Source organism: Stenotrophomonas pictorum JCM 9942 (assembly GCF_001431585.1).
Classification (GTDB): Bacteria; Pseudomonadota; Gammaproteobacteria; order Xanthomonadales; family Xanthomonadaceae; genus Stenotrophomonas; species Stenotrophomonas pictorum.
The window spans coordinates 1-19532 of sequence record NZ_LLXS01000075.1 but is presented as its reverse complement, the minus strand read 5'-3'; the positions used below and the strand labels follow the sequence as shown (position 1 = coordinate 19532).

The following is a 19532-nucleotide window of genomic DNA, read 5'->3' as shown; positions in this document are numbered from 1 at the left end:
AAAGCGAGCCCCGGCCGCCCGGGGGCAAAGCGGGCCCGCCTCCACCGTGTCCGCCTCCCGGGCGGCGGAATCCAAAGGCGGTTGGGGCAGCGGGCCCAGGGCCGTGGTGCCCCCAAAGGAGTAGGGGGCCGCCGCCGCTGGACAGCGGGAGCGCCCTTGCGGGTGCTCTTTTTTGCCCGCAGCGGCCCGCGCCCAGCGCAATCCTGCCCGCCCCCCCCACTGCGGCCGCCCGCAGTGGGGGGGGCGGGCAGGATTGCGCTGGGCGCGGGCCGCTGCGGGCAAAAAAGAGCACCCGCAAGGGCGCTCCCGCTGTCCAGCGGCGGTGGCCGCTTACTCCTTCGGCGGCACCACGGCCTTGGCCTCGCTGCCGAAGCTGCCTTCGGATTCGGCCGCCAGGTAGGCGAACACGGTGTAGGCGGCCACGTTCTGCGCCAGCGCGGCCGGGTCGATCTTGTCCAGGGTGTCGTCCGGGGTGTGGTGCAGGTCGAAGTAGTCGGTCCCGTCCTGTGCCAGCCATGCCCAGGCGCCGCCCTTGGCTGCCAGCGGGCCCACGTCCGGACCCGGGCCGCCCTCCTCGGCGCGGTACTCGATGCCCAGCGGCGCCAGCGCCTCGCCGATCTGACGGGTGGCTTCACGCGACTCGGCCGGATTGCCCGAGCCGGTGTTGAAGGCATAGATGCGGCCGGCGCCGAAGTCGCTCTCGGCGGCGATGTGCTGCTGCACGATCTCGCCGGCGGTGGCGCGGGCCTCGGCATAGGCCTTGCCGCCGTGCAGGCCCTGTTCCTCGTTGGCGAAGGCGATCACCCGGATGGTGCGCTTGGGCGCCTGCTTGAGCTGGCCGATCAGGTGGCCGGCGGCCATGGTGATGCCGATGCCGGCGCCATCATCGATCGCGCCGGTGCCCAGGTCCCAGGAATCCAGGTGGCCGCCAATCACCACCACTTCCCTGGGCAGGCTGCGGCCGGTGATCTCGCCGATCACGTTCTGCGAGGTGTAGCTGCCGTCCCAGCCGCAGTCCAGCGCGATGCGGATGCGGGTCGGGCCGCGCGCGACCAGCCGGTTGAGCTGGTCGGCATCCGGCCCGGACAGCGCCGCTGCCGGCACCGGGGTCAGGCCCTCGTCGAAGCGGGTGATGCCGGTGTGCGGCATGCGGTGCGAGTCGGTGCCGGCCGAGCGCATGATGAAACCGACCGCACCCTTGCGGATGGCCTCGGACGGGCCACGGCTGCGCACGCTGCCGCCGATGCCGTAGTCGGCGCCATCCCGTTTGCGGGTCATGCTGAAGTCGACATAGGCGATCTTGCCGGCCAGCGAGCCGGCCGGTGCGGCCTGCAACGCTTCCAGCCCCTCGAAGCGCACCACCTCGGCCTCGACCGTGCCGGCTGGGCTGCCGCCCAGCGCGGTGATGGTCAGCGGCTGCGGGTGCGCGCCGAGCACGGCGGCCGATTCACTGCGGCGTTCCCACTTCGGGAAGGTGACCGGCTCGGTCCACACTTTGTCGAAACCCAGTGCCTTGAACTTGGCCTTGGCCCATTCCACCGCGCGTGCATCGGCTTCGCTGCCGGCCATGCGCGGGCCGATTTCGGTGGTCAGCGACTCGATCACCTGCCAGCCGGTGCGGTCGGCCAGCGCCTGCTCGCGCAGCTGCGCGGCGGTGTCCAGCGCCGGCTGCGGAATGCGGGTCGGCGCGGCCAGTGCCGGGGCACAGGCAAGCACGGCGGCAATGGCGAAAGCGAGTCGACGCATCGGTGAGGCTCCGGAAACAGGAAAGCCGCGAGCATAGCGCCCGCGGCTGGTGTGCTCCTGTGCTGGAGGTCACCGCCGGGCGACCGCCGGCGCGGTTATGCCTTGTGGAGGCTGTCGCGGATCTGGCGCAGCAACAGCACTTCCTCGCTCGGCTCGGGCGGTGCGGCCGGCGCTTCGGCCTTCTTGCGCGAGAGGCGGTTGAGCACCTTGATCAGCATGAAAATGGCGAAGGCGACGATCACGAACTGGATGACCGTGTTGATGAAATCGCCATAGCCGATCACCACGGCCGGGATCTCCTTGCCGTCGGCGCCGAGCTTGGCCGGCGAGAGTTCCCAGGCCAGGTTGGAAAAGTCCACGCGGCCGATCAACCAGCCGATCGGCGGCATGATCACCTTGTCCACCAGCGAGGTGACGATCTTGCCGAATGCCGCGCCGATAACCACACCGACCGCCAGGTCGATGACGTTGCCGCGCATGGCGAATTCCTTGAACTCACTGATCATTCCCATGTATTTCTCCTTTCTTTCCGTTCCCAGGTGGGCGCCGCTGGCAGCGTACTCCAGCGGCGGTGATCAGACGACGACGCCGTCGCGGCGGGCGATATCCCCCAGCCGCGCGCTGAAGCTGTCGCCGCGCTGCAGGGCGGCCACGCCGGCCGGAGTGCCCATGAAGACCAGATCGCCGGCCCGCAGGGCATAGAGCTTGGACAGCTCGTGCAGGATCTCGGCCACGTTCCAGATCATCTGGTCCAGCGTGGATTTCTGTCGCAGTTGGCCGTTGATCTCCAGCGACAGCTCCAGCGACGCCAGCTCGCCCACCTGCGCGGCCGGCACCAGCGTGCTGACCGGGGCGGAATGATCAAAGCCCTTGGCGATGTCCCAGGGCCCGCCCTTGGCCTTGGCCGCGGCCTGCAGATCGCGGCGGGTCAGGTCCAGGCCCACGCCGTAGGCCAGCACCAGATCCATCGCGTCGGCCACCGGCAGCACGCCGGCCGGCGCATCCTTGCCGAGCGCGACGACCAGTTCGACCTCATGGTGCAGATCGGCCGTGGCCGGGGGATACGGCACCGGTGCCTGGCCGACAACAATGGCGTCGGCCGGCTTCATGAAGAACATCGGCTGGCCGCGTTCGCTGGCCGGGGGCGGGGTGGCGCCCATCTCGCGCGCGTGGTCGGCAAAGTTGCGGCCCACGCAGTAGATGCGATGTACGGGGAACGTACCGCCGCCGGCCACCGGGATGCGGGGCTGGGGCAGGGCGGGGATCAGATCGGTCATGGTTCGCGTCCGGGTGAAACGACGCGGAAGTCTAGCGGAGATCGGTGGGCGCGATCGGCTCAGCGCGCGTGCGGCAGCGCGGCCTTGCGCACCACCCGGTACTCGGCATCGACCACCGTGGGGTCGGATTCGCGCAGGGGCCGCGCCTTGCGTGAGGCCAGCAGTTTCCAGCCGATGCCCACCAGGATCATCGCCGCGCCGACAAACAGGCCGCCGACGATCAGTACCGCCAGGATCGCCAGACCGAGCAGGCCCAGGGCCACCCGCACCAGCGGATTGCGTGGTTTGCGCGGCGCGAACAGGTTGCGGAATTTGGCGAACGGGATATAGCGGATATGCATGAAATGAGGATGACAGTGGCGCTGACCGCAGTATCTGTGACGGATGGCGCGCAAGCGTGAATTTGTCGTTAAATCGGAACGGGCGTCTCTCCGGAAACGGTAACCGGCTCAGCTTCCGGCAAGGCCGGTGAGGGCGCATGCGACAATCTCGGGCCCCTGTCTGTAGCGGTGCCTCCCATGACTGTGTCCACTCCCGTCCCGACCGCGCTGGCCGTGCTCGAGGCCTTGCCCGACCAGGGCTTCCACGCGGTGGCGGCGGTGATCGATGGCGATGCCGAACCGCTGGTGCTGTACCGCGACGGGCAGCAGGTGCGGGCCTGGCTGAACGTCTGCCCGCATGCCGGCCGTGCGCTGGACTGGGCACCGGGCCAGTTCCTCAAGAGCCGGGACGGGCATCTGGTGTGCGCGGTGCACGGTGCCAGCTTCGAGACGGTCAACGGCGAATGCGTGGCCGGGCCGTGCCGCGGCGACACCCTGCGGGCGGTGCCGCTGCGTATCGCCGATGGCAAGGTCTATCTGGCCGGCTGAGACCCGGACGGGCTCAGGAACTGGCCGGCAGCGGGTAGACGCGCGCGATCGGACAGCCGAAGAAGGTCGAGGCGATCTTCGACTGCATCTGCGGCCGCGGGATGGCATCCGGTTCGATGAAGTCGCCGACCGGCGTGGGCTGCGCACGCGACAGGCGCAGGCGATCGCCCGGGTGGCCGCAGACCTGGGCCAGGCCGACGCCGGAGAGCAGGGTCAGGGTGTCGGCATTGCTGAGGTCACCGCAGGAGCTGCCCAGTTCCAGCCGGTAGTAACGGTGCCCGCCGGAGCGGCGCGGTGAGACTTCCACCACCACGCCCTGCGGGTCTTCGCGCCAGGAGCGCAGGTCGCGGATACCGACACAGTAATCGGGGCTGCCGGCAAAGCCACGGTGCGTGGTCCCGGTGACGGCGACCGAGGGCAGGCTGTTGACCAGCGTGCTGGCGCGGCTGCGTAGCAGCTCGGCGTACTGGCGGCTGTCCTGCGGCTCGACCGCGGTGACCGCGCAGCTGGCGGTGGCGGTACGGATGGCTTCATCCGGGTTCCCGCAGAACCAGCCGCCCCGGGCGAGCAGGTTCACCGGCTCGGTGCCGACGCCGGGGCAATCTTCCTGCAGTGACATCCGGTAGCGGCCGCCATCGGTGAGCCGCAGCGCCAGTGTGGCGGTATCGATGACCTGCACATCGTCCACCTTGCGTGCATCCATGCAGTGCGGCGCGGGCGGCTGGCGGATGTCGTTGTCCTGGGCCGATGCCGCCAGTGGCAGCAGCGACAGGGCGAGCAACAGGGACAGCGGACGGACTGAAGACATGCGGGCACTCCTGGTCGGCACAACACGGCTCAGCGTGAGCCGGGGGAACAGCGCAGGCCTCAGGGGCGTGCACTGCACTCAGAACATCAGGTTGATCATCAGTACCACCACCAGCGTGTAGATCGCCGACAGCGGCGCGCCCACGCGCCACAGCTCGCGTGGCAGATACTTGGCCGGCCCGGTGATCATCGAGATGACCGGGTTGGAGGCGGTCATGAGGTTGTTGGAGGCCGACAGCGCCACGATCAGCGCGAACGCGGTGGGATTGCCGCCTACCGCCAGCGCCAGATTCACCGCGATGGGCACCATCACGATGGTGGCGCCGACATGGCTTATCACCAGCGAGAACGCGGTGGTGAGCACGGCCAGCGCCAGCTCCAGCGCCCAGATGGGAATGCCCTGCGGCAGCTTGTCGATGGTGTGGCCGGCGATCCAGGCCGCCGCGCCACTGCTGTCCATCGCCCAGCCCAGCGGGATCAGCCCGGCCATCATGAAGATGGTTTTCCAGTTGATCGAGGCGTAGGCCTCCTCCATGCGCAGCACGCCGGTCAGCAGCATGCCGGCCACGCCGGTCAGCAGGGTCAGTGCGACCGGCAGCTTGGAAGTCAGCGCGATGATGATGGTCAGGGCGAAGATCGCCATGGCGATCTTGAACTTGTGCGGGCGCTGCTCACCCTTGGGATAGTCGGTGACCACGACGAAGTCGCGGCTTTCCGCCGCGGCGGCCAGGTCCTGCCAGATGCTGTGGAATACCAGCATGTCGCCGTTGCGCAGCGCCACGTTGCGCACGTCCTCGCGGATCACCTGCTTGTCGCGGTTGATCGCCAGCAGGCTGATGCCGCGCTCCTTGCGCAGGCGCAGCTCGCCGGCGGTCTTGCCGATCAGCTTGGAGGTCGAGGGGATGACCGCCTCGGAGATGCCGGCGCGGGCCGGATTGAACAGGTCGCCCAGGTTGCGCAGCCGCGAGGACATGCGCAGGAACTGGTTCTGGGCGAAGTCGGCCACCTGCTGCTTGGGGCCCATCGCCCCGATCACGCTGCCAACCCAGAGGCGCATGTCCGCCGGCGGTGCCAGGCGGGTGTCATCACCGGTTTTCAGGGCCAGCAGCAACGGGGCGTCGAACAGGTTCTCCGCTTCGCCCACGGTCATGCCCACCAGCGGGCTTTCGGCGGTGACCAGCAGCTCGAACACGTCGCCTTCGATGCCGTAGGCCTTGGCAAAGTAGCTCTCGGTGCGGGCCGGGGTCTGGCCGCCGTTGGCGTCGTTCTCGTCCTGGGCGAGTTTGCGGTCGCCGTAAAAACGGAAGTACAGCAGCGAGGCGACCAGCAGCGCGATGCCAATGGGCAGCGGCGCGAACATGCGCAGCGGCTCGATCGTGGCGCTGCCGGAGGGCAGGTTGTTGTTGGCCGAAATCAGCAGGTCGTTGAGCAGGATCAGCGGCGAGTTGCCGACCATGGTCAGCGCGCCGCCCATCACGATCGCCGCGGAGATCGGCAGCAGCAGCCGTTGCAGCGTCAGTCCGGTGCGCGAGGCCAGCCGCGAGGCGACCGGCAGGTACAGCGCCATCACCGAGGGGTTCTGCATGAACGAGGAATTCAGGCCGGCGGTGGCGCTGGTCAATAGCAGCAGCCGCTGCTCCAGCCCGTGCGAGCGCCGCAGCAGCCAGCCGGCCAGCCGGTTCAGCGCGCCGGTACGGTCCAGTCCGGCGCCGAGGATGGTGGTGGCGATGATGCTCATCACCGCGTTGCCGGAGAAACCGCCGAAGATCTCCTCCGGCGCGATCAGCCCGGTGACGCCCAGCACCACCATGACCACCAGCGCCACCACATCGGCGCGGATGCGTTCGAACAGGAACATCGCCATCGTGAAACCGACCAGCCCGAGGACGAGCTTCATGTCGGTGGTCAGCGTGAGCGCGGTATCCATGGGGTGAGGGCGTTCCTGTCGGTGTCTGCGTCAGACCTTGTCGTACAGCAGGTCCCAGACGCCATGGCCGAGTTTCTGGCCGCGGGTCTCGAAGTGGGTCTGCGGGCGCCAGTCCGGCCGCGGCACATGGCCGCGCGGGCCGGCCCGGTTGACCAGCCCGGCGGTGGCATCGAGCACGTCCCACATGTGTTCGGCGTAGGGCTCCCAGTCGGTGGCCAGGTGCAGGCGGCCGCCGCTGCGCAGCTTGCGCACCAGCAGCTGGGCGAACTCCGGCTGCACCAGACGGCGCTTGTTGTGGCGTTTCTTGTGCCACGGATCGGGGAAGTAGATGCGCACTTCATCCAGCGCGCCGTCGGCGATCTCGTGGTTGAGCACTTCCACCGCGTCGTGGTGGTAGACCTTGGCGTTGGTCGCCTTGTCGGCCACCAGGTCGTTGAGCAGGCGGCCGACGCCCGGCGCGTGCACTTCCAGGCCGATGTAGTCGCGGCTGGTGTCAAAGCCGGCGGCAAAGCGCAGCGCGGCGCCATTGCCGGTGCCGATCTCCATCACCTTCGGCGCGTCGCGCCCGAACAGCGCGTTCAGATCACGCGGTTGGCCACTGTAGTCGATGCCGAAGTGCGGCCACGCATCGTCGAACGCGCGCTGCTGGGCGGGGGTGAAACGGCCCTGGCGCAGCACGAAGCTGCGTACGGCGCGATGGCCTTCCTCGACGGTGAAGGGCTTGGGCGGGGCCTTGGAGCCGGCGCTTTCAAAAGGATTGGTCATCAGCCGATCACCCCTTCCAGTGGCGAGGAGGCGCTGGCGTAGCGCTTGCGCGGGATGCGCCCGGCCAGGAACGCCTCGCGGCCGGCTTCCACGGCCTTGCGCATCGCGCCGGCCATCAGCACCGGGTTGCGGGCACCGGCGATGGCGGTGTTCATCAGCACGCCGTCGCAGCCCAGCTCCATCGCGATGGCCGCGTCCGAGGCGGTGCCGACGCCGGCATCGACAATGATCGGCACCTTGGCGTTTTCGATGATCTCGATCAGGTTGTACTTGTTCTGGATACCCAGCCCGGAGCCGATCGGCGCGGCCAGCGGCATCACCGCGGCGCAGCCGATCTCTTCCAGGCGCTTGGCCAGGATCGGGTCATCGGAGGTGTAGACCATCACGTCGAAGCCGTCCTTGACCAGCAGCTCGGCGGCCTTGAGCGTCTGGATCACGTCCGGGTACAGGGTCTTCTGGTCGCCCAGCACCTCGAGCTTGGTCAGGTTGTGGCCGTCGAGCAGCTCGCGTGCCAGCCGGCAGGTGCGCACCGCGTCCTCGGCGGTGTAGCAGCCGGCGGTGTTGGGAAGGATGGTGAATCGCTCCGGCGGCAGCACGTCGAGCAGGTTGGGCTCGCCCGGGATCTGGCCGATGTTGGTACGACGGATGGCTACGGTGACGATCTGGGCGCCAGCGGCCTCGGTGGCCAGGCGGGTTTCTTCCAGATCCTTGAACTTGCCGGTGCCGGTCAGCAGCCGGGAAGAATAGGTCTTGCCGGCGATGACCAGCGAATCGGTGGGGACAGGTGCATTCATTGCCGAATTATCACCCATCGTGCCTGCGCTTGCCGTGCGGCCGGTGGCAATCCAGCGCCGATGCGCGCTCAGCCGCCACCGAGCGCGTGCACGATCTCGACCCGGTCCGCTTCGTGCAGCAGGCGGGTGGGGTGCTGGCTGCGCGGGATGATCTCGCCGTTGATCTCCACGGCGACGCGACGCTCGGCCAGGCCTTCGGCGCTGAGCAGTCCGGTGACGGTCAGGGGAGCATGGATCTGGCGGGGTTCGCCGTTGAGCTGGATGTTCATGCGGCCATTTTCGCCAGTGCGCGGACAAATGCCCAGCCGCATGCGGCAGCGCAGCGTGTGCCTCTTACGGTTGAATGAAAAACTAACACCGTGCGGGGGCGTACGCCGCCCGTTCTTTCACACCAGGAGTTCCTCATGTCCCATTTCTTCCGTCCGCTGCGTTCGGCCATGGCGCTGGCCATCGCGCTGGCTGCCGTGCCCGCAATGGCGCAGTCGCCGTATTCCAAGACGGTGTTCTTCGGCGACAGCCTGACCGACAGCGGCTATTTCCGCCCGATCCTGGTCAAGGCCGATCCCAATGCGAGCCTGGTCGGTCGTTTCACCACCAACCCGGGCTGGGTCTGGGCGGAACATCTGGCCGATCATTACGGCACCAACGCCTCGGCCAACGGCAACGGCCAGACCGGTGACAACTACGCCGCCGGTGGCGCGCGGGTCGGCGTGGATGTGGACAACCCGCTCAATCCGCTGCTGCCGAAGGTGCCGTCGATGAAGGCACAGACCGCCGCCTACCTCGCCGCCAATGGGGGCGAGGCCGATGCCAATGCGCTGTATACCGTATGGGGCGGGGCCAACGACCTGTTCGCGGTGCAGAAGGCACCGGCCCAGGCCGCGGCGATCATCGGTGCGGCGGTGACAGACCAGATCGGTATCGTCGGTTCCCTGAAAGGCGCGGGCGCCCAGTACGTGATTGTGCCGAACCTGCCTGATATCGGCCTGACCCCGGCCTCGGTCGCCGGCGGGCCGCTGGCGATGGCGCAAGGCACCGCGCTGGCCAAGAGCTACAACGATGCGCTGTTCGGCGGTCTCAAGCAGGCCGGCCTGCAGGTGATCCCGGTCGATACGTTCCACCTGCTGCAGGAAATCGTTGCCGACTATCGCAGCTACGGCTTCGTCAATGCGACCCAGCCGGCCTGCCTCGGTGCCTCCTCGCTGACCTGCACGCCGCCGACCTCGGTTGCGCCGAACGCCGCCAACACCTACGTGTTCGCCGATGGCGTGCATCCGAGTACGGCGACCCACGCGATGCTGGGCCAGTACGCCATCTCGCTGCTGGAGGCGCCGCGCTTCCAGCAGGTCCTGAGCCATTCGGCGCAGACCGTCGGCCGTGCACGCGCCGACCAGGTCAGTGGCCACCTCGGCGCCCGTCCCGTGGACGGCATGGGCTGGTGGGGTGGCGTGCGCGGTGATATGCAGCGTTACGACCATGCCGATCTGTACGACGGCATGGCGCCGGCGGGCCTGTTCGGTATCGACTGGGCGCGCGATGGCGTGGTCGTCGGTGGCTTTGCCGGCTACGGCCGCATGGATGCCGATTTCGGCAACAGCAACGGCGACTTTACCCAGACCGACACCTCGCTGGGCCTGTTCGCCGGCTGGTATGGCGAACGGGCGTGGGTCAATGGCCAGGTCAGCTACAGCTGGCTGGGCTATGACGTGACCCGCAACGTGCAGCTGGGGCCGGTGACGCGCAAGCACACCGGCTCGCCGGACGGCAGCAACCTGACCGCCGCGCTCAACGCCGGCTACGAGTTCGGCCAGGAAGGCGGCTTCCGCCACGGTCCGGTGGCCGGCGTGGTCTGGCAGCAGGTGAAGCTGGACGGCTACACCGAGAGCAATGCCAGCGCCACCGCGCTCGGCTACGAGGACCAGGATGCCGATTCGACCGTGGGCCGTCTCGGCTGGCAGGCACGGTTTGAGGGCGGTGCCGTGCAGCCGTACGCACAGCTCACCTGGGACCACGAGTTCGAAGACGCCGCGCAGGCCGGTGCCTGGCTGCAGACCATGACCGATGTGGGCGTCTACAAGGTGCCGGGGCTGGCGTTCGACCGCAACTACGCCACCGCGGTGATGGGCGCGCGCATGAACCTGTGGGGTCTGAACAGCAACATTGGCCTGAGCACCACCACCGCGCAGAAGTCCGCGCGTGATGTGACCCTGTTTGCCAGCTTCAGCGGCAGCTTCTGATCCAACCGGGTCATGAACTGAAGGCGGTGCCGCTGTGGCGGCACCGCCTTCCTGTTGTCCGGAACCTCTCATCCAGGGCAGTTGCCCGTTGCACTGGGGGGGCGCCGCGCATAGACTTGCCGCCTGATGCGGGTGTAGCTCAATGGTAGAGCAGAAGCTTCCCAAGCTTACGACGAGGGTTCGATTCCCTTCACCCGCTCCACTGCGCCTCGCGCAGCCGTTCCTGGCACAAGGCGCCACCGGCGCCGGCCTTTCTGTTCGATCTTCTGTTTGTCATCGCGGCCTTGCGCACAACGGGTTGAAGACCTGTGTCCGGCTTCATCCGGGCATGCAGTCGCGCGTTATGCTGCGCGCCTTTCCCCTGCATCGCCGCGATGAAACTCGCCATCCTCTCCCGCAACAGCAAGCTCTATTCCACCCGGCGTCTGGTCGAGGCGGCGCGCACACGTGGGCACACGGTGCGGATTCTCGATCCGCTGCGCTGCTACATGCGCATCACCGCAGGCGGTTTCAGCATGCATTACAAGGGCAAGCCGCTGACCGGCTTCGATGCGGTGATCCCGCGCATCGGCGCGTCCATCACCCGTTATGGCACCGCGGTGCTGCGCCAGTTCGAGATGATGGGCACGCGCACCCCCAATCCTTCCGACGCGATCCTGCGTGCCCGCGACAAGTTGCGGGCCCACCAGCTGCTGGCGGCCAAGGGCATCGACATGCCGGTGACGGTGTTTGGCGACAACCCCGACGACACCGATGATCTGCTGTCCATGCTTGGGCCGCCGCCGCATGTGGTGAAGCTCAGCGAGGGCACCCAGGGCCGCGGGGTGATCCTCACCGAGAAGCTCAGCGCGTCCAAGGGCACGGTCGAGGCCCTGCGCGGCCTGTATGCCAACTTCCTGGTGCAGGAATTCATTGCCGAGGCCCAGGGCGCCGACCTGCGCTGTTTGGTGGTGGGCGACCGCGTGGTGGCGACCATGCGTCGCCAGGCCCAGGAGGGTGACTTCCGCTCCAATCTTCATGCCGGCGGCACTGGTGAGCTGGTGACCAGCAGCAAGGCCGAGCAGCTGGTCGCGGTGCGTTCGGCACGCGCGCTCGGGCTGGGGATCGCGGGTGTGGACCTGATCCGCTCCGCGCGGGGGCCGCTGGTGCTGGAGGTCAATTCGACCCCGGGACTGGAGGGCATCGAGAGCGTGTCCGGCCGGGACGTGGCCGGGCAGATGATCGACTACGTGACCCAGCTCAAGCGGTGACGACGCGCTGCGATTTGTTTGCATGGTTTTAACAACGCTTTAATCCACCCACACCTACGCTGTTGCCACTGTACCCAGCCCTCCTCAGTGGGTCCGGTGATCGGGAATCTTCAGGCCCTGGCGGTTTTCGTCAGGGCCTTGTTTTTTGTGACAGGAAGGTTCTTGTTGGTGGCGCCAGCGACTGGGTACAGTGCGGAGGTGTGGCGGCAAGGTACCAGGGGCGAGTTAGACTGCGGCACTGGATGGTCGATGAATGAGGGTCATCAGGTGGTATCAGTCAGCGCTTCGATACTGAACCAAGCCAGCGCCTTCCTGTCGAACAACCCATTGTGATCCCCAAAGGGGCATTTAACCGTGCGAATTCTTGTAATCGAAGACAACAGCGACATCGCCGCCAACCTGGGGGATTACCTCGAGGATCGCGGGCATACGGTGGACTTCGCCGCCGATGGCGTCACCGGCCTGCACCTGGCGGTGGTGCATGATTTCGACGCGATCGTGCTCGATCTCAACCTGCCGGGTATGGATGGCATCGAGGTTTGCCGCAAGCTGCGCAACGATGCCCGCAAGCAGACGCCGGTGCTGATGCTTACCGCACGTGATTCGTTGGACAACAAATTGGCCGGGTTCGACTCTGGCGCTGACGACTACCTGATCAAGCCGTTCGCGTTGCAGGAGGTGGAGGTGCGGCTCAATGCGCTTTCGCGTCGTGGCAAGGGCACGCACACGCGGGTGCTGGACGTCGGTGAGCTGGAGTACAACCTCGACACTCTGGAAGTGCGTCGCCAGGGCAAGCTGCTGCAGCTCAATCCCACCGCGCTGAAGATTCTGCAGGCGCTGATGGAAGCCTCGCCGGCGGTAGTGACCCGGCAGGAACTGGAAACCCGCGTCTGGGGCGAAGAGTTGCCCGATTCGGACTCGCTACGTGTGCATATCCATGGCCTGCGCGCGGTGGTGGACAAGCCGTTTGACGTGCCGATGATCCAGACCCGTCACGGCATCGGGTACCGCATCGCCGCTCCCGATGCCTGAAAACGCATTGCCTGAGCCTGTCCGCAAGCGGGGGCGCTACCGCCGTCGTCTGCGCAGTCGCATCATTGTCTCGTTCGTGCTGTTGGGCTTCTGCCTGACCGCGCTGTTCGCGTTCGCCACGAACTGGGCGCGGATGCGGGTGGAAAACCAGCTGGTCGAAGATGTGATGAACCGGAACCTGGATGCCTCCTGGCAGAGCTACATCCAGAGTGGTGGACGCGATGTGGTGGCGCCGGTCCAGCAGATGCGCGCGTTCCTGTTCCGGCCGGACAAACTGGAGGGCCTGCGCCGGGACTATCCGGAGTGGGAACATCTTGAGGATGGCATCCACAATTTCAGTGGCCAGGATGCCGAGGGCAATCCGTTCTCCTACAAGGTCGGGGTGCGCAAGACCGACGATGCCTGGTTCTTCATCGCCTATGACATGGGCCAGGCGTTACGCGGCGAGCAACAGCTCAAGCGCGCGCTGTTCCTGTCGGTGATCGTCTTCAGCCTGCTGTCGTGGGTGCTGGGCTGGTGGTCGGCGTCACGGGTGATGCGGCCGGTCTCGGATCTTGCGGCGCGCCTGCGGGCCTATCGTGGCGGGAACCAGCATCCCGAGCCGCTCGCCCCGCGTTTCCCGGACGATGAAGTGGGGCAGCTGGCCGAGGCGCTGGACGACTATTCGGCGCGCCTGACCGAGGTGGTGCAGCGCGACCGGGAGTTCAATGCCGATGTCAGCCATGAACTGCGTACGCCGCTGGCAGTGATCCGCGGCGCGACCGAGCTGCTCCTTTCGCGGCCCGGACTGGATGAGAAGGTGTTGCAGCGTCTGCAGCGCATCCAGCGCGCCGAGCAGCAGTGCAGCGATCTGATTGGCTCACTGCTGCTGCTCTCGCGCAACGAGCGTGGGCAGGGTTGCAGCAACGTGGCGCGGGTGGGTGAGCAGTTGCTGGAATCCCATCGTGCGCAGCTGGGAGGCAAGCCGCTGGAGCTCAAGCTCGAAGGCAATCGCGAACTGGTGGTGGATGCACCGGAATCCGCGTTGTCGGTCGCGCTGGGCAATCTGGTGGGCAATGCGGTGAAGTATTCGCAGGAAGGCCAAGTGCTGATTCGCGTCCTGGACAATGCGGTCGAGGTCATCGACAGCGGCCCGGGCCTGAGCGAGAAAGATGCGGCGAGCCTGTTCCAGCGCGGCTATCGTGGTACCCATGCCGGCCATTCGCAGGGCGGTGGTATCGGCCTGTCCATCGTCAGTCGCCTGTGCGCCCTTTACGGATGGCAGGTGCAGATCCGGCCGGGTGAGGTGCGCGGGGTGATTGCAACGCTGACATTCACGCCGGGCTGAGCGGCTTCCGGTATCTGCTTCAGCTGGGGCGGCCGCGCCGGTGCGAGTGCCATGCCAGCAGGATGGCTGGTAGCGGCATCGGATGCTCGAGTCGCCTAGCGCTGCGCAAGTTGCCGATACAGGCGGTCCAGCTGTTCCACCTGGGGTTGCAGGTGTTCGGGTGTTCCCTCATTGACGATGATGTCATCGGCCAGTGCCAGCCGCTGTGCGCGGGTGGCCTGGGCCTGGATCATGCGCTGCGCGAGCGCTTCGTCGATGCTGTCGCGACGGCGCAAGCGCGACAGCTGGCAGGCCTCGGGCGTGTCTATCACCAGAACGCGATCCAGCCAGGGATAGCCGGAGCGGCCACCTGCCTCGGTCAGCAAGGGGATTGCAGCAATCGCATAGGGGCTTTGCGCCGCTTCACAGAGGGCTTTCAAGCGTGCGCGTATCGCCGGGTGAGTGATGGCTTCAAGCGCCCGCCGCTCTACGGGATCGGCGAACACGCGCCGGCGCAGCCAGGCGCGATCAAGGCTGCCTTCGGATTGAAGTGCCTTGGGGCCAAACCGTTCGACAATCCCCTCCAGCGCCGGAGTGCCCACGGCAACGACGTCGCGCGCGGCGATGTCGGCATCGGCCACGGTGATGCCAAGGGCCTCGAAGCGGCGACTGACTTCACTCTTGCCCGAGGCGATGCCTCCGGTCAGGCCAACGATGAAGGTGCTCATATGCGTGCCCGCCCGGAACCGTTAACAGTGTAGGAGCGACGTGAGTCGCGACAAAGGGCGTTACCCGTGGCGACGGGGCTTCACCCGCGGCGAGCAACAGGCCTGCGGGACCTCGGCTGCGAAGCTTCCGCAGTGTCGGGCGACGCCCGGCAGGGAGCTTCCCTGGCCATTCGCCTCTGTTCGATAAAGACAGAGACGATGGCCCCCGCATCGCCCACTTCACCCACAAAAACAGAAGATCAGGCCAAGCCGGCAATGCGCATATAGCCGTCAATCATCTGGTCGCCCCACATGAAGACCAGCCAGCCGGCAATCGCGAGGTAGGGGCCGAACGGGATCGGCGTGGCACGGTCGCGACCGCGCGAGTACAGCCATATCGAGCCCACAATCGCCCCCACCAGCGAGGACAGCAGGATGATCGGCAGGATGCCCTTCAATCCGCACCAGGCGCCGAGCGCAGCCAGCAGTTTGAAATCGCCGTGGCCCATGCCTTCCTTGCCGGTGATCTGCTTGAACAGCCACCACACCGTCCACAGCGACAGGTAGCCCACCGCCGCGCCGATCAGGGCAGGCTTGGCCGGGATGTACAGGCTGTCCATGCTGCCGATCAGGCCCAGCCACATCAGCGGCAGGGTCAGTTGGTCGGGCAATAGCTGGGTGCGCAAGTCGATGCCCGACAGCGCCACCAGGAAGCAGCTGAGCACAATCGCGCCAAAGCCCTGCCAGCCGAAGCCGAACTGCCAGACGCTGGCCAGCACCATCAGTGCAGTGACCAGCTCCACGATCGGGTACTGGATCGAGATCGGCGCCTGGCAATGGCGGCACTTGCCGCGCTGGATCAACCAGCTGAACAGCGGGATGTTCTCGTACCAGCTCAGCTTGTGCTTGCAGTTGGGGCAATGCGAGGGCTCCACCACGATCCCCGGCGGCGGCGGCTCGTAGATGTCCGGCTCGTCCAGGATCTCGCGCGCATCGCGCTTCCACTGCCACTCCATGCGCTTGGGCAGGCGCAGGATCACCACATTGAGGAAGCTGCCGACCAGCAGCCCCAGCCCGGCGGCGAGGGGGTAGCCCAGGCCGGGGTTCTGGTCGAGAAATGCCATGAATCAGTTATCCAACAACAGAGGCGAGTTTGAAGATCGGCAGATACATGCCGATGACCATGCCGCCGACTATGGTGCCGATGAATATCATGATCATCGGTTCAAGCAGGCTGCTCAATGCATCTACCGCATTGTTTACTTCCTGCTCGAAATACTCGGCCACCTTGAACAGCATCGTGTCCAGTGCGCCAGCCTCTTCGCCGATGGCAGTCATTTGAATGACCATGTGCGGGAAGACGCCGACTTGTTTCATTGCCATGTTCACCGGATAGCCAACAGCCACGTCATCGCGCATATGTAGCACGGCCTCTTCGTAGACTTTGTTGCCGGTGGCGCCGGCAACAATGCCCAATGCCTCGACCAGTGGTACGCCGGCTCTAAAGGTCACCGCCGTGGTGCGGGCGAAACGGGCGATCGCGCTGTTGTGCAGGATCTGTCCGATCACCGGCACCTTGAGGGTCAATCTATCCATTCCATGTTGCATGGACGGTGATCGTTTGTAAGCAAATAGGAAGCCTGTAATTGCACCTACGACAACCATGCCTACTAGCCACCACCAGCTGACCATGAAGCGAGAAGCCGCCACAATCATCTGGGTGAATACCGGCAATTCAGTGCCGAAGCTGCTGAACACCTCTTCAAATTGGGGTACCACAAAAATTAGCAAGATAGCGCTGACTAGTAATGCGACAGCAATGACCATTGCCGGATAGAACAGAGCCTTCTTGATCTTGCCCTTCAGGGCCTCCAAGTTCTCTTGGTAGCTGGAGATAGTCTCAAGTACCGTTTCCAGTACGCCTGCACCTTCGCCCGCGCGCACGAGATTGCGGTAAAGCTCGTCGAACTGTACGGGATGCTTGCTGATAGCCTCATACAGCGAAGATCCGCCCTCCAGATCCGCACGGATCGTGCCCACCAGCTTGGCCATTCGCGGATTTTTGTGGCCACTACCAATGATTTCCAGCGAGCTGACGATAGGGACACCCGATTTCATCATTGTCGCCATCTGACGACTGAAGAATGCGATGTCTTTCGACTTTATTGCGCTGCCTGCCGCGCCGAACAGTGGCTTGGGCTTCGGCTTGACCACGGTGGGGTTGATCCCCTGGCGGCGAAGCTCCGCGCGGAGCAGGTTGACGTTCTTGGCGTCCTGCTCGCCTTTCATCTTGACGCCGCGCTTGTCTGTTCCCTCCCAGACAAACGGCTGCAGCTGGCTGGTGCCGCGGGCGACCGGCTCGTTCTTGATGGCACTACGGGTGACGGACATATCTTTAGGCTCCCCAGCCAGCCCTCCCCGGGCCGGCGACCATCGCATGGTATCCGTATCGGCCGGCTCCGGCATCCCATCTGCCGAAATAGGCGAAGCCCGTCACGTCAGCAGCCATCCTCCGTCCCAACCACTGTGCGGTTCCGGCACCCAGCGGTACTAGGCCTCTCCCTTCCAATGTAGAGCTCGGTACTGTCTTTCTGGGCTACCGGCTTTACCGGCATTGCCGGCTGTCGGGTGTTCTGCTGGGCGTCGCTCAGCACTGCAGTGTGTCCATGTGGGTGTCCGGCCCTGGTCGTCAAAATATGACGTTTTGCGTCACTTTGCGGGGCGGTTCGCACAACGCCCATACAAGGCTTCCAATCTGCGGCGTTGCTGCCATCATGGTCGCGGGGAGTAGGGGGGTGTTCAGATGATTGGCACGCAACCTGCTTTGTAACCCCATGCGGGGCAGGCGTGGTGCCTGCAACCATGTTCACTATCCAACCTCTAGGGGATGTACTCATGAAGAAGCAGCAGGGCTTTACCCTGATCGAACTGATGATCGTGGTTGCGATCATTGCCATTCTGGCTGCTATTGCGCTGCCGGCTTACCGCAATTACACCATCAAAGCCGCTAACAATGCCTGCTTGGGCGAGGCGAAGGCCTATACCAATGCTTGGCTGGTTGCTGTCAGTGACGGCACGACTGCCTACACTGATCTTGCAGATCCTGCCAATAAGCGCTGCACGGGCATGACCAAGTGGGCATCGACGGCAACCACCTCCGGTGCGATTGATGCCGTTGATCCGGGCGAGACGGGTGCCGTTACCTGCGACCTGGCTACTGGTAACTGCATCAAGAATGCGGGCAAAAAGTAATTCGACGTCTGCTTTGTCAGTGTCAGTTGTATGGTTGAAAAAAGGCGGGCTTGGCCCGCCTTTTTTCATGCCCAAACACTGCGTGAACGATCAATTGGCGCGATTTTTGCTCGCAAGTTTTTTTGCTCATGTCGGAGCGGGATGAATTCAGATTGCAGGGGGTTTGGATCATGTTTCGAAAGAGTGCTGGCTTTACGTTGATCGAATTGATGATCGTGGTGGCGATCATTGCCATTCTGGCCGCCATTGCGCTGCCGGCATACCGTAACTACACCATCAAGGCTGCCAACAACGCCTGCATGAGTGAGGCAAAGGGGTACTTGAATTCATGGCTGACCGCGGTTAGCAGCGAAATGGGGCAGGACTATGACGATCTTCCTGCTCCCCTGAATGCAAGATGCGCCGACTTGCAAAAATGGCCCAAGACAACGGCGGGTGATCAAACGATCAGCGCCAGATCGCCGGGTGAGGCAAGCTCGGTCATCTGCAATCTGTCATCGGGGTCGTGCCGGAAAGCTGCAGGCATGAAGTAAAAGATGGGGGGCTTTGCCGCGAGGTACCCGACACCACTTAGTTAAGTTGCCGTCACGGATATTGAGCTGTGGGGGGGATCTGCAGTCTGCACTTCATGGCGAATAAGGGCTTGGTGGATCTCAGTAAGTCACCACTTTTTGCGGTAAATGGGTGGCGGCATTCAGCACCATGCGCCCTGTGCCGTGCCGAGCCACGATAGGCAAGCTGACGAATCTCGGTGAGGTGGAACTGTCGGCAGGTTGGCCATTGGTGGTGCTTGGAGTGGCCGTGATGCTCAGGCGTGGTGCAATTTTGGCGTAAGGCACGTACCAAACGGGTTTCTGTTCACGGTCCATGCCAGTGTCGAGGAAGGCGGCAAGTACGGAGGTGTGGTCGGTGCGCTGGGCGCCGGGTTTCAGACCGACCAGTTGCGGGCCACGCGATGATAGGTGCGTCCATTCCGGGCGGCTGGCTCGCGTCAGGTCGACCGCCTCCACTTCATTGGCCAGGACGACGGCCAGGCGCATATCGCTGGCGACCACGAATACCGGGCGCGATTGCCACAGCGTATACAGGCCGACGCCGAGGAAGCCCAGTTGCAGCACTCCGATCACGGCCAGGTCAAGGCGCAGGGTCTTTTTGCCTGGCTTGTAGGTGATGAGCGTCAGCAGTGGGCCCGTTGCGAACTGCACGCCTGCCAGAATGGCCAACAGCGGTAGGACCCCGGAAATACGATAGATGCCCCACGGGTGCCAGAGCGGCACGACAACGGCGGCGATCAGGCCGATCAGCGCCAGGCTGAGCAGGGAATGCAGGGCGGCGGCTTTGTAGCGGGTCATCGGCGGTGTGGGCTTGGGATCGGGAGTGCAGCATGCCTGAATGGCGAGGCGTGCGGGAGCGTGGGGGACAGTGCCGCCGCATCACCCGCATCACCCGCATCACCCGCATCACCCGCATCGCACTGGTCGGGTTGTCAGGTAATCCCCCCGCAAAACCAGCGCAGTGAGAAGTAGAAGTTTTCGAAGGAAAATTTCTACCATGAAGAAGTCC

The 19532-nt window shown here is 65.2% G+C and carries 19 protein-coding genes, 1 tRNA gene and 2 pseudogenes; 9 read left to right on the top strand and 13 right to left on the bottom strand.

Going from position 1 to position 19532, the window contains the following annotated elements; all coding sequences use genetic code 11:
* Positions 1–330: 330 nt before the first annotated feature.
* From ARC78_RS15920 to ARC78_RS15905, 4 genes are all read right to left on the bottom strand, one after another.
* Positions 331–1746, bottom strand: a complete 1416-nt coding sequence (locus ARC78_RS15920) for a M20/M25/M40 family metallo-hydrolase (protein ID WP_057506636.1) — start codon at positions 1744–1746, stop codon at positions 331–333.
* 95 nt (positions 1747–1841) lie between these two features.
* Positions 1842–2258 carry a large-conductance mechanosensitive channel protein MscL gene (mscL, locus tag ARC78_RS15915; RefSeq protein ID WP_054657312.1) on the bottom strand — a complete coding sequence of 139 codons (417 nt, stop codon included), beginning with the start codon at positions 2256–2258 and terminating at the stop codon, positions 1842–1844.
* A gap of 63 nt (positions 2259–2321) precedes the next feature.
* Positions 2322–3023 (bottom strand): fumarylacetoacetate hydrolase family protein, encoded by a 702-nt coding sequence (locus tag ARC78_RS15910; RefSeq protein WP_054657314.1) that lies wholly within the window; start codon positions 3021–3023, stop codon positions 2322–2324.
* A gap of 59 nt (positions 3024–3082) precedes the next feature.
* Positions 3083–3364, bottom strand: a complete 282-nt coding sequence (locus ARC78_RS15905) for a hypothetical protein (RefSeq protein WP_054657316.1) — start codon at positions 3362–3364, stop codon at positions 3083–3085.
* 183 nt (positions 3365–3547) lie between these two features.
* Here ARC78_RS15905 and ARC78_RS15900 point away from each other — a divergent pair, with 183 nt between their 5' ends.
* Positions 3548–3892 (top strand): Rieske (2Fe-2S) protein, encoded by a 345-nt coding sequence (locus ARC78_RS15900; RefSeq protein ID WP_054657337.1) that lies wholly within the window; start codon positions 3548–3550, stop codon positions 3890–3892.
* 13 nt (positions 3893–3905) lie between these two features.
* Here the strand turns inward: ARC78_RS15900 and ARC78_RS15895 are convergent, their stop codons facing one another.
* From ARC78_RS15895 to thiS, 5 genes are all read right to left on the bottom strand, one after another.
* Positions 3906–4700: a hypothetical protein gene (locus ARC78_RS15895; RefSeq protein WP_054657318.1), complete on the bottom strand. Its 795-nt coding sequence runs from the start codon at positions 4698–4700 to the stop codon at positions 3906–3908.
* Between the two features lie 78 nt (positions 4701–4778).
* A complete protein-coding gene (locus ARC78_RS15890) occupies positions 4779–6626 on the bottom strand; it encodes an SLC13 family permease (protein WP_054657320.1) in 1848 nt (615 codons plus the stop codon).
* A 30-nt stretch (positions 6627–6656) separates the two neighbouring features.
* Complete coding sequence (gene trmB / locus ARC78_RS15885) at positions 6657–7391, bottom strand: tRNA (guanosine(46)-N7)-methyltransferase TrmB (RefSeq protein WP_054657322.1); 735 nt, start codon at positions 7389–7391, stop codon at positions 6657–6659.
* The gene (locus ARC78_RS15880; RefSeq protein WP_054657324.1) at positions 7391–8185 is read right to left on the bottom strand and encodes a thiazole synthase; all 795 of its coding nucleotides are present in this window, start codon (positions 8183–8185) and stop codon (positions 7391–7393) included. The genes trmB and ARC78_RS15880 overlap by 1 nt, the downstream gene beginning before the upstream one ends.
* A 68-nt stretch (positions 8186–8253) precedes the next feature.
* On the bottom strand, positions 8254–8454 hold the full coding sequence (gene thiS / locus ARC78_RS15875) for a sulfur carrier protein ThiS (protein WP_054657339.1): 201 nt from the start codon (positions 8452–8454) through the stop codon (positions 8254–8256).
* 168 nt (positions 8455–8622) lie between these two features.
* Here thiS and ARC78_RS15870 point away from each other — a divergent pair, with 168 nt between their 5' ends.
* The 5 genes from ARC78_RS15870 (at position 8623) to ARC78_RS15850 (ending at position 14031) form a co-directional block, all read left to right on the top strand.
* On the top strand, positions 8623–10422 hold the full coding sequence (locus ARC78_RS15870; protein WP_054657341.1) for an autotransporter domain-containing esterase: 1800 nt from the start codon (positions 8623–8625) through the stop codon (positions 10420–10422).
* Positions 10423–10550: 128 nt separating this feature from the next.
* Positions 10551–10624, top strand: a tRNA-Gly gene (locus ARC78_RS15865).
* Between the two features lie 172 nt (positions 10625–10796).
* Positions 10797–11672, top strand: coding sequence for a 30S ribosomal protein S6--L-glutamate ligase (rimK, locus tag ARC78_RS15860; protein WP_054657326.1), 876 nt, complete (start codon positions 10797–10799; stop codon positions 11670–11672).
* Positions 11673–12026: 354 nt separating this feature from the next.
* Entirely contained in the window at positions 12027–12704 is a 678-nt protein-coding gene (locus tag ARC78_RS15855; protein WP_054657328.1) for a response regulator transcription factor, read from the top strand.
* Positions 12697–14031: a sensor histidine kinase gene (locus tag ARC78_RS15850; protein ID WP_054657330.1), complete on the top strand. Its 1335-nt coding sequence runs from the start codon at positions 12697–12699 to the stop codon at positions 14029–14031. The genes ARC78_RS15855 and ARC78_RS15850 overlap by 8 nt, the downstream gene beginning before the upstream one ends.
* Positions 14032–14126: 95 nt before the next feature.
* On the opposite strand, the gene coaE is transcribed toward ARC78_RS15850, so the two are convergent.
* The 3 genes from coaE to ARC78_RS15835 form a co-directional block, all read right to left on the bottom strand.
* Positions 14127–14738, bottom strand: a complete 612-nt coding sequence (gene coaE, locus ARC78_RS15845; protein ID WP_057506635.1) for a dephospho-CoA kinase — start codon at positions 14736–14738, stop codon at positions 14127–14129.
* A gap of 239 nt (positions 14739–14977) precedes the next feature.
* Positions 14978–15841, bottom strand: a complete 864-nt coding sequence (locus ARC78_RS15840) for a prepilin peptidase (RefSeq protein ID WP_054657332.1) — start codon at positions 15839–15841, stop codon at positions 14978–14980.
* 7 nt (positions 15842–15848) lie between these two features.
* Positions 15849–17108, bottom strand: a complete 1260-nt coding sequence (locus ARC78_RS15835; protein ID WP_054657343.1) for a type II secretion system F family protein — start codon at positions 17106–17108, stop codon at positions 15849–15851.
* Between the two features lie 504 nt (positions 17109–17612).
* Here ARC78_RS15835 and ARC78_RS16875 point away from each other — a divergent pair.
* Positions 17613–17724 (top strand): annotated as a pseudogene (locus ARC78_RS16875) (prepilin-type N-terminal cleavage/methylation domain-containing protein); the annotation flags it as partial.
* Between the two features lie 415 nt (positions 17725–18139).
* Positions 18140–18236, top strand: a pseudogene (locus ARC78_RS17160) (prepilin-type N-terminal cleavage/methylation domain-containing protein); the annotation flags it as partial.
* Between the two features lie 386 nt (positions 18237–18622).
* On the opposite strand, the gene ARC78_RS15820 reads toward ARC78_RS17160, so the two are convergent.
* The gene (locus ARC78_RS15820; RefSeq protein WP_057506633.1) at positions 18623–19321 is read right to left on the bottom strand and encodes a hypothetical protein; all 699 of its coding nucleotides are present in this window, start codon (positions 19319–19321) and stop codon (positions 18623–18625) included.
* A gap of 32 nt (positions 19322–19353) precedes the next feature.
* Here ARC78_RS15820 and ARC78_RS17085 point away from each other — a divergent pair, with 32 nt between their 5' ends.
* On the top strand, positions 19354–19488 hold the full coding sequence (locus tag ARC78_RS17085; protein WP_275043997.1) for a hypothetical protein: 135 nt from the start codon (positions 19354–19356) through the stop codon (positions 19486–19488).
* Positions 19489–19532 lie beyond the last annotated feature (44 nt).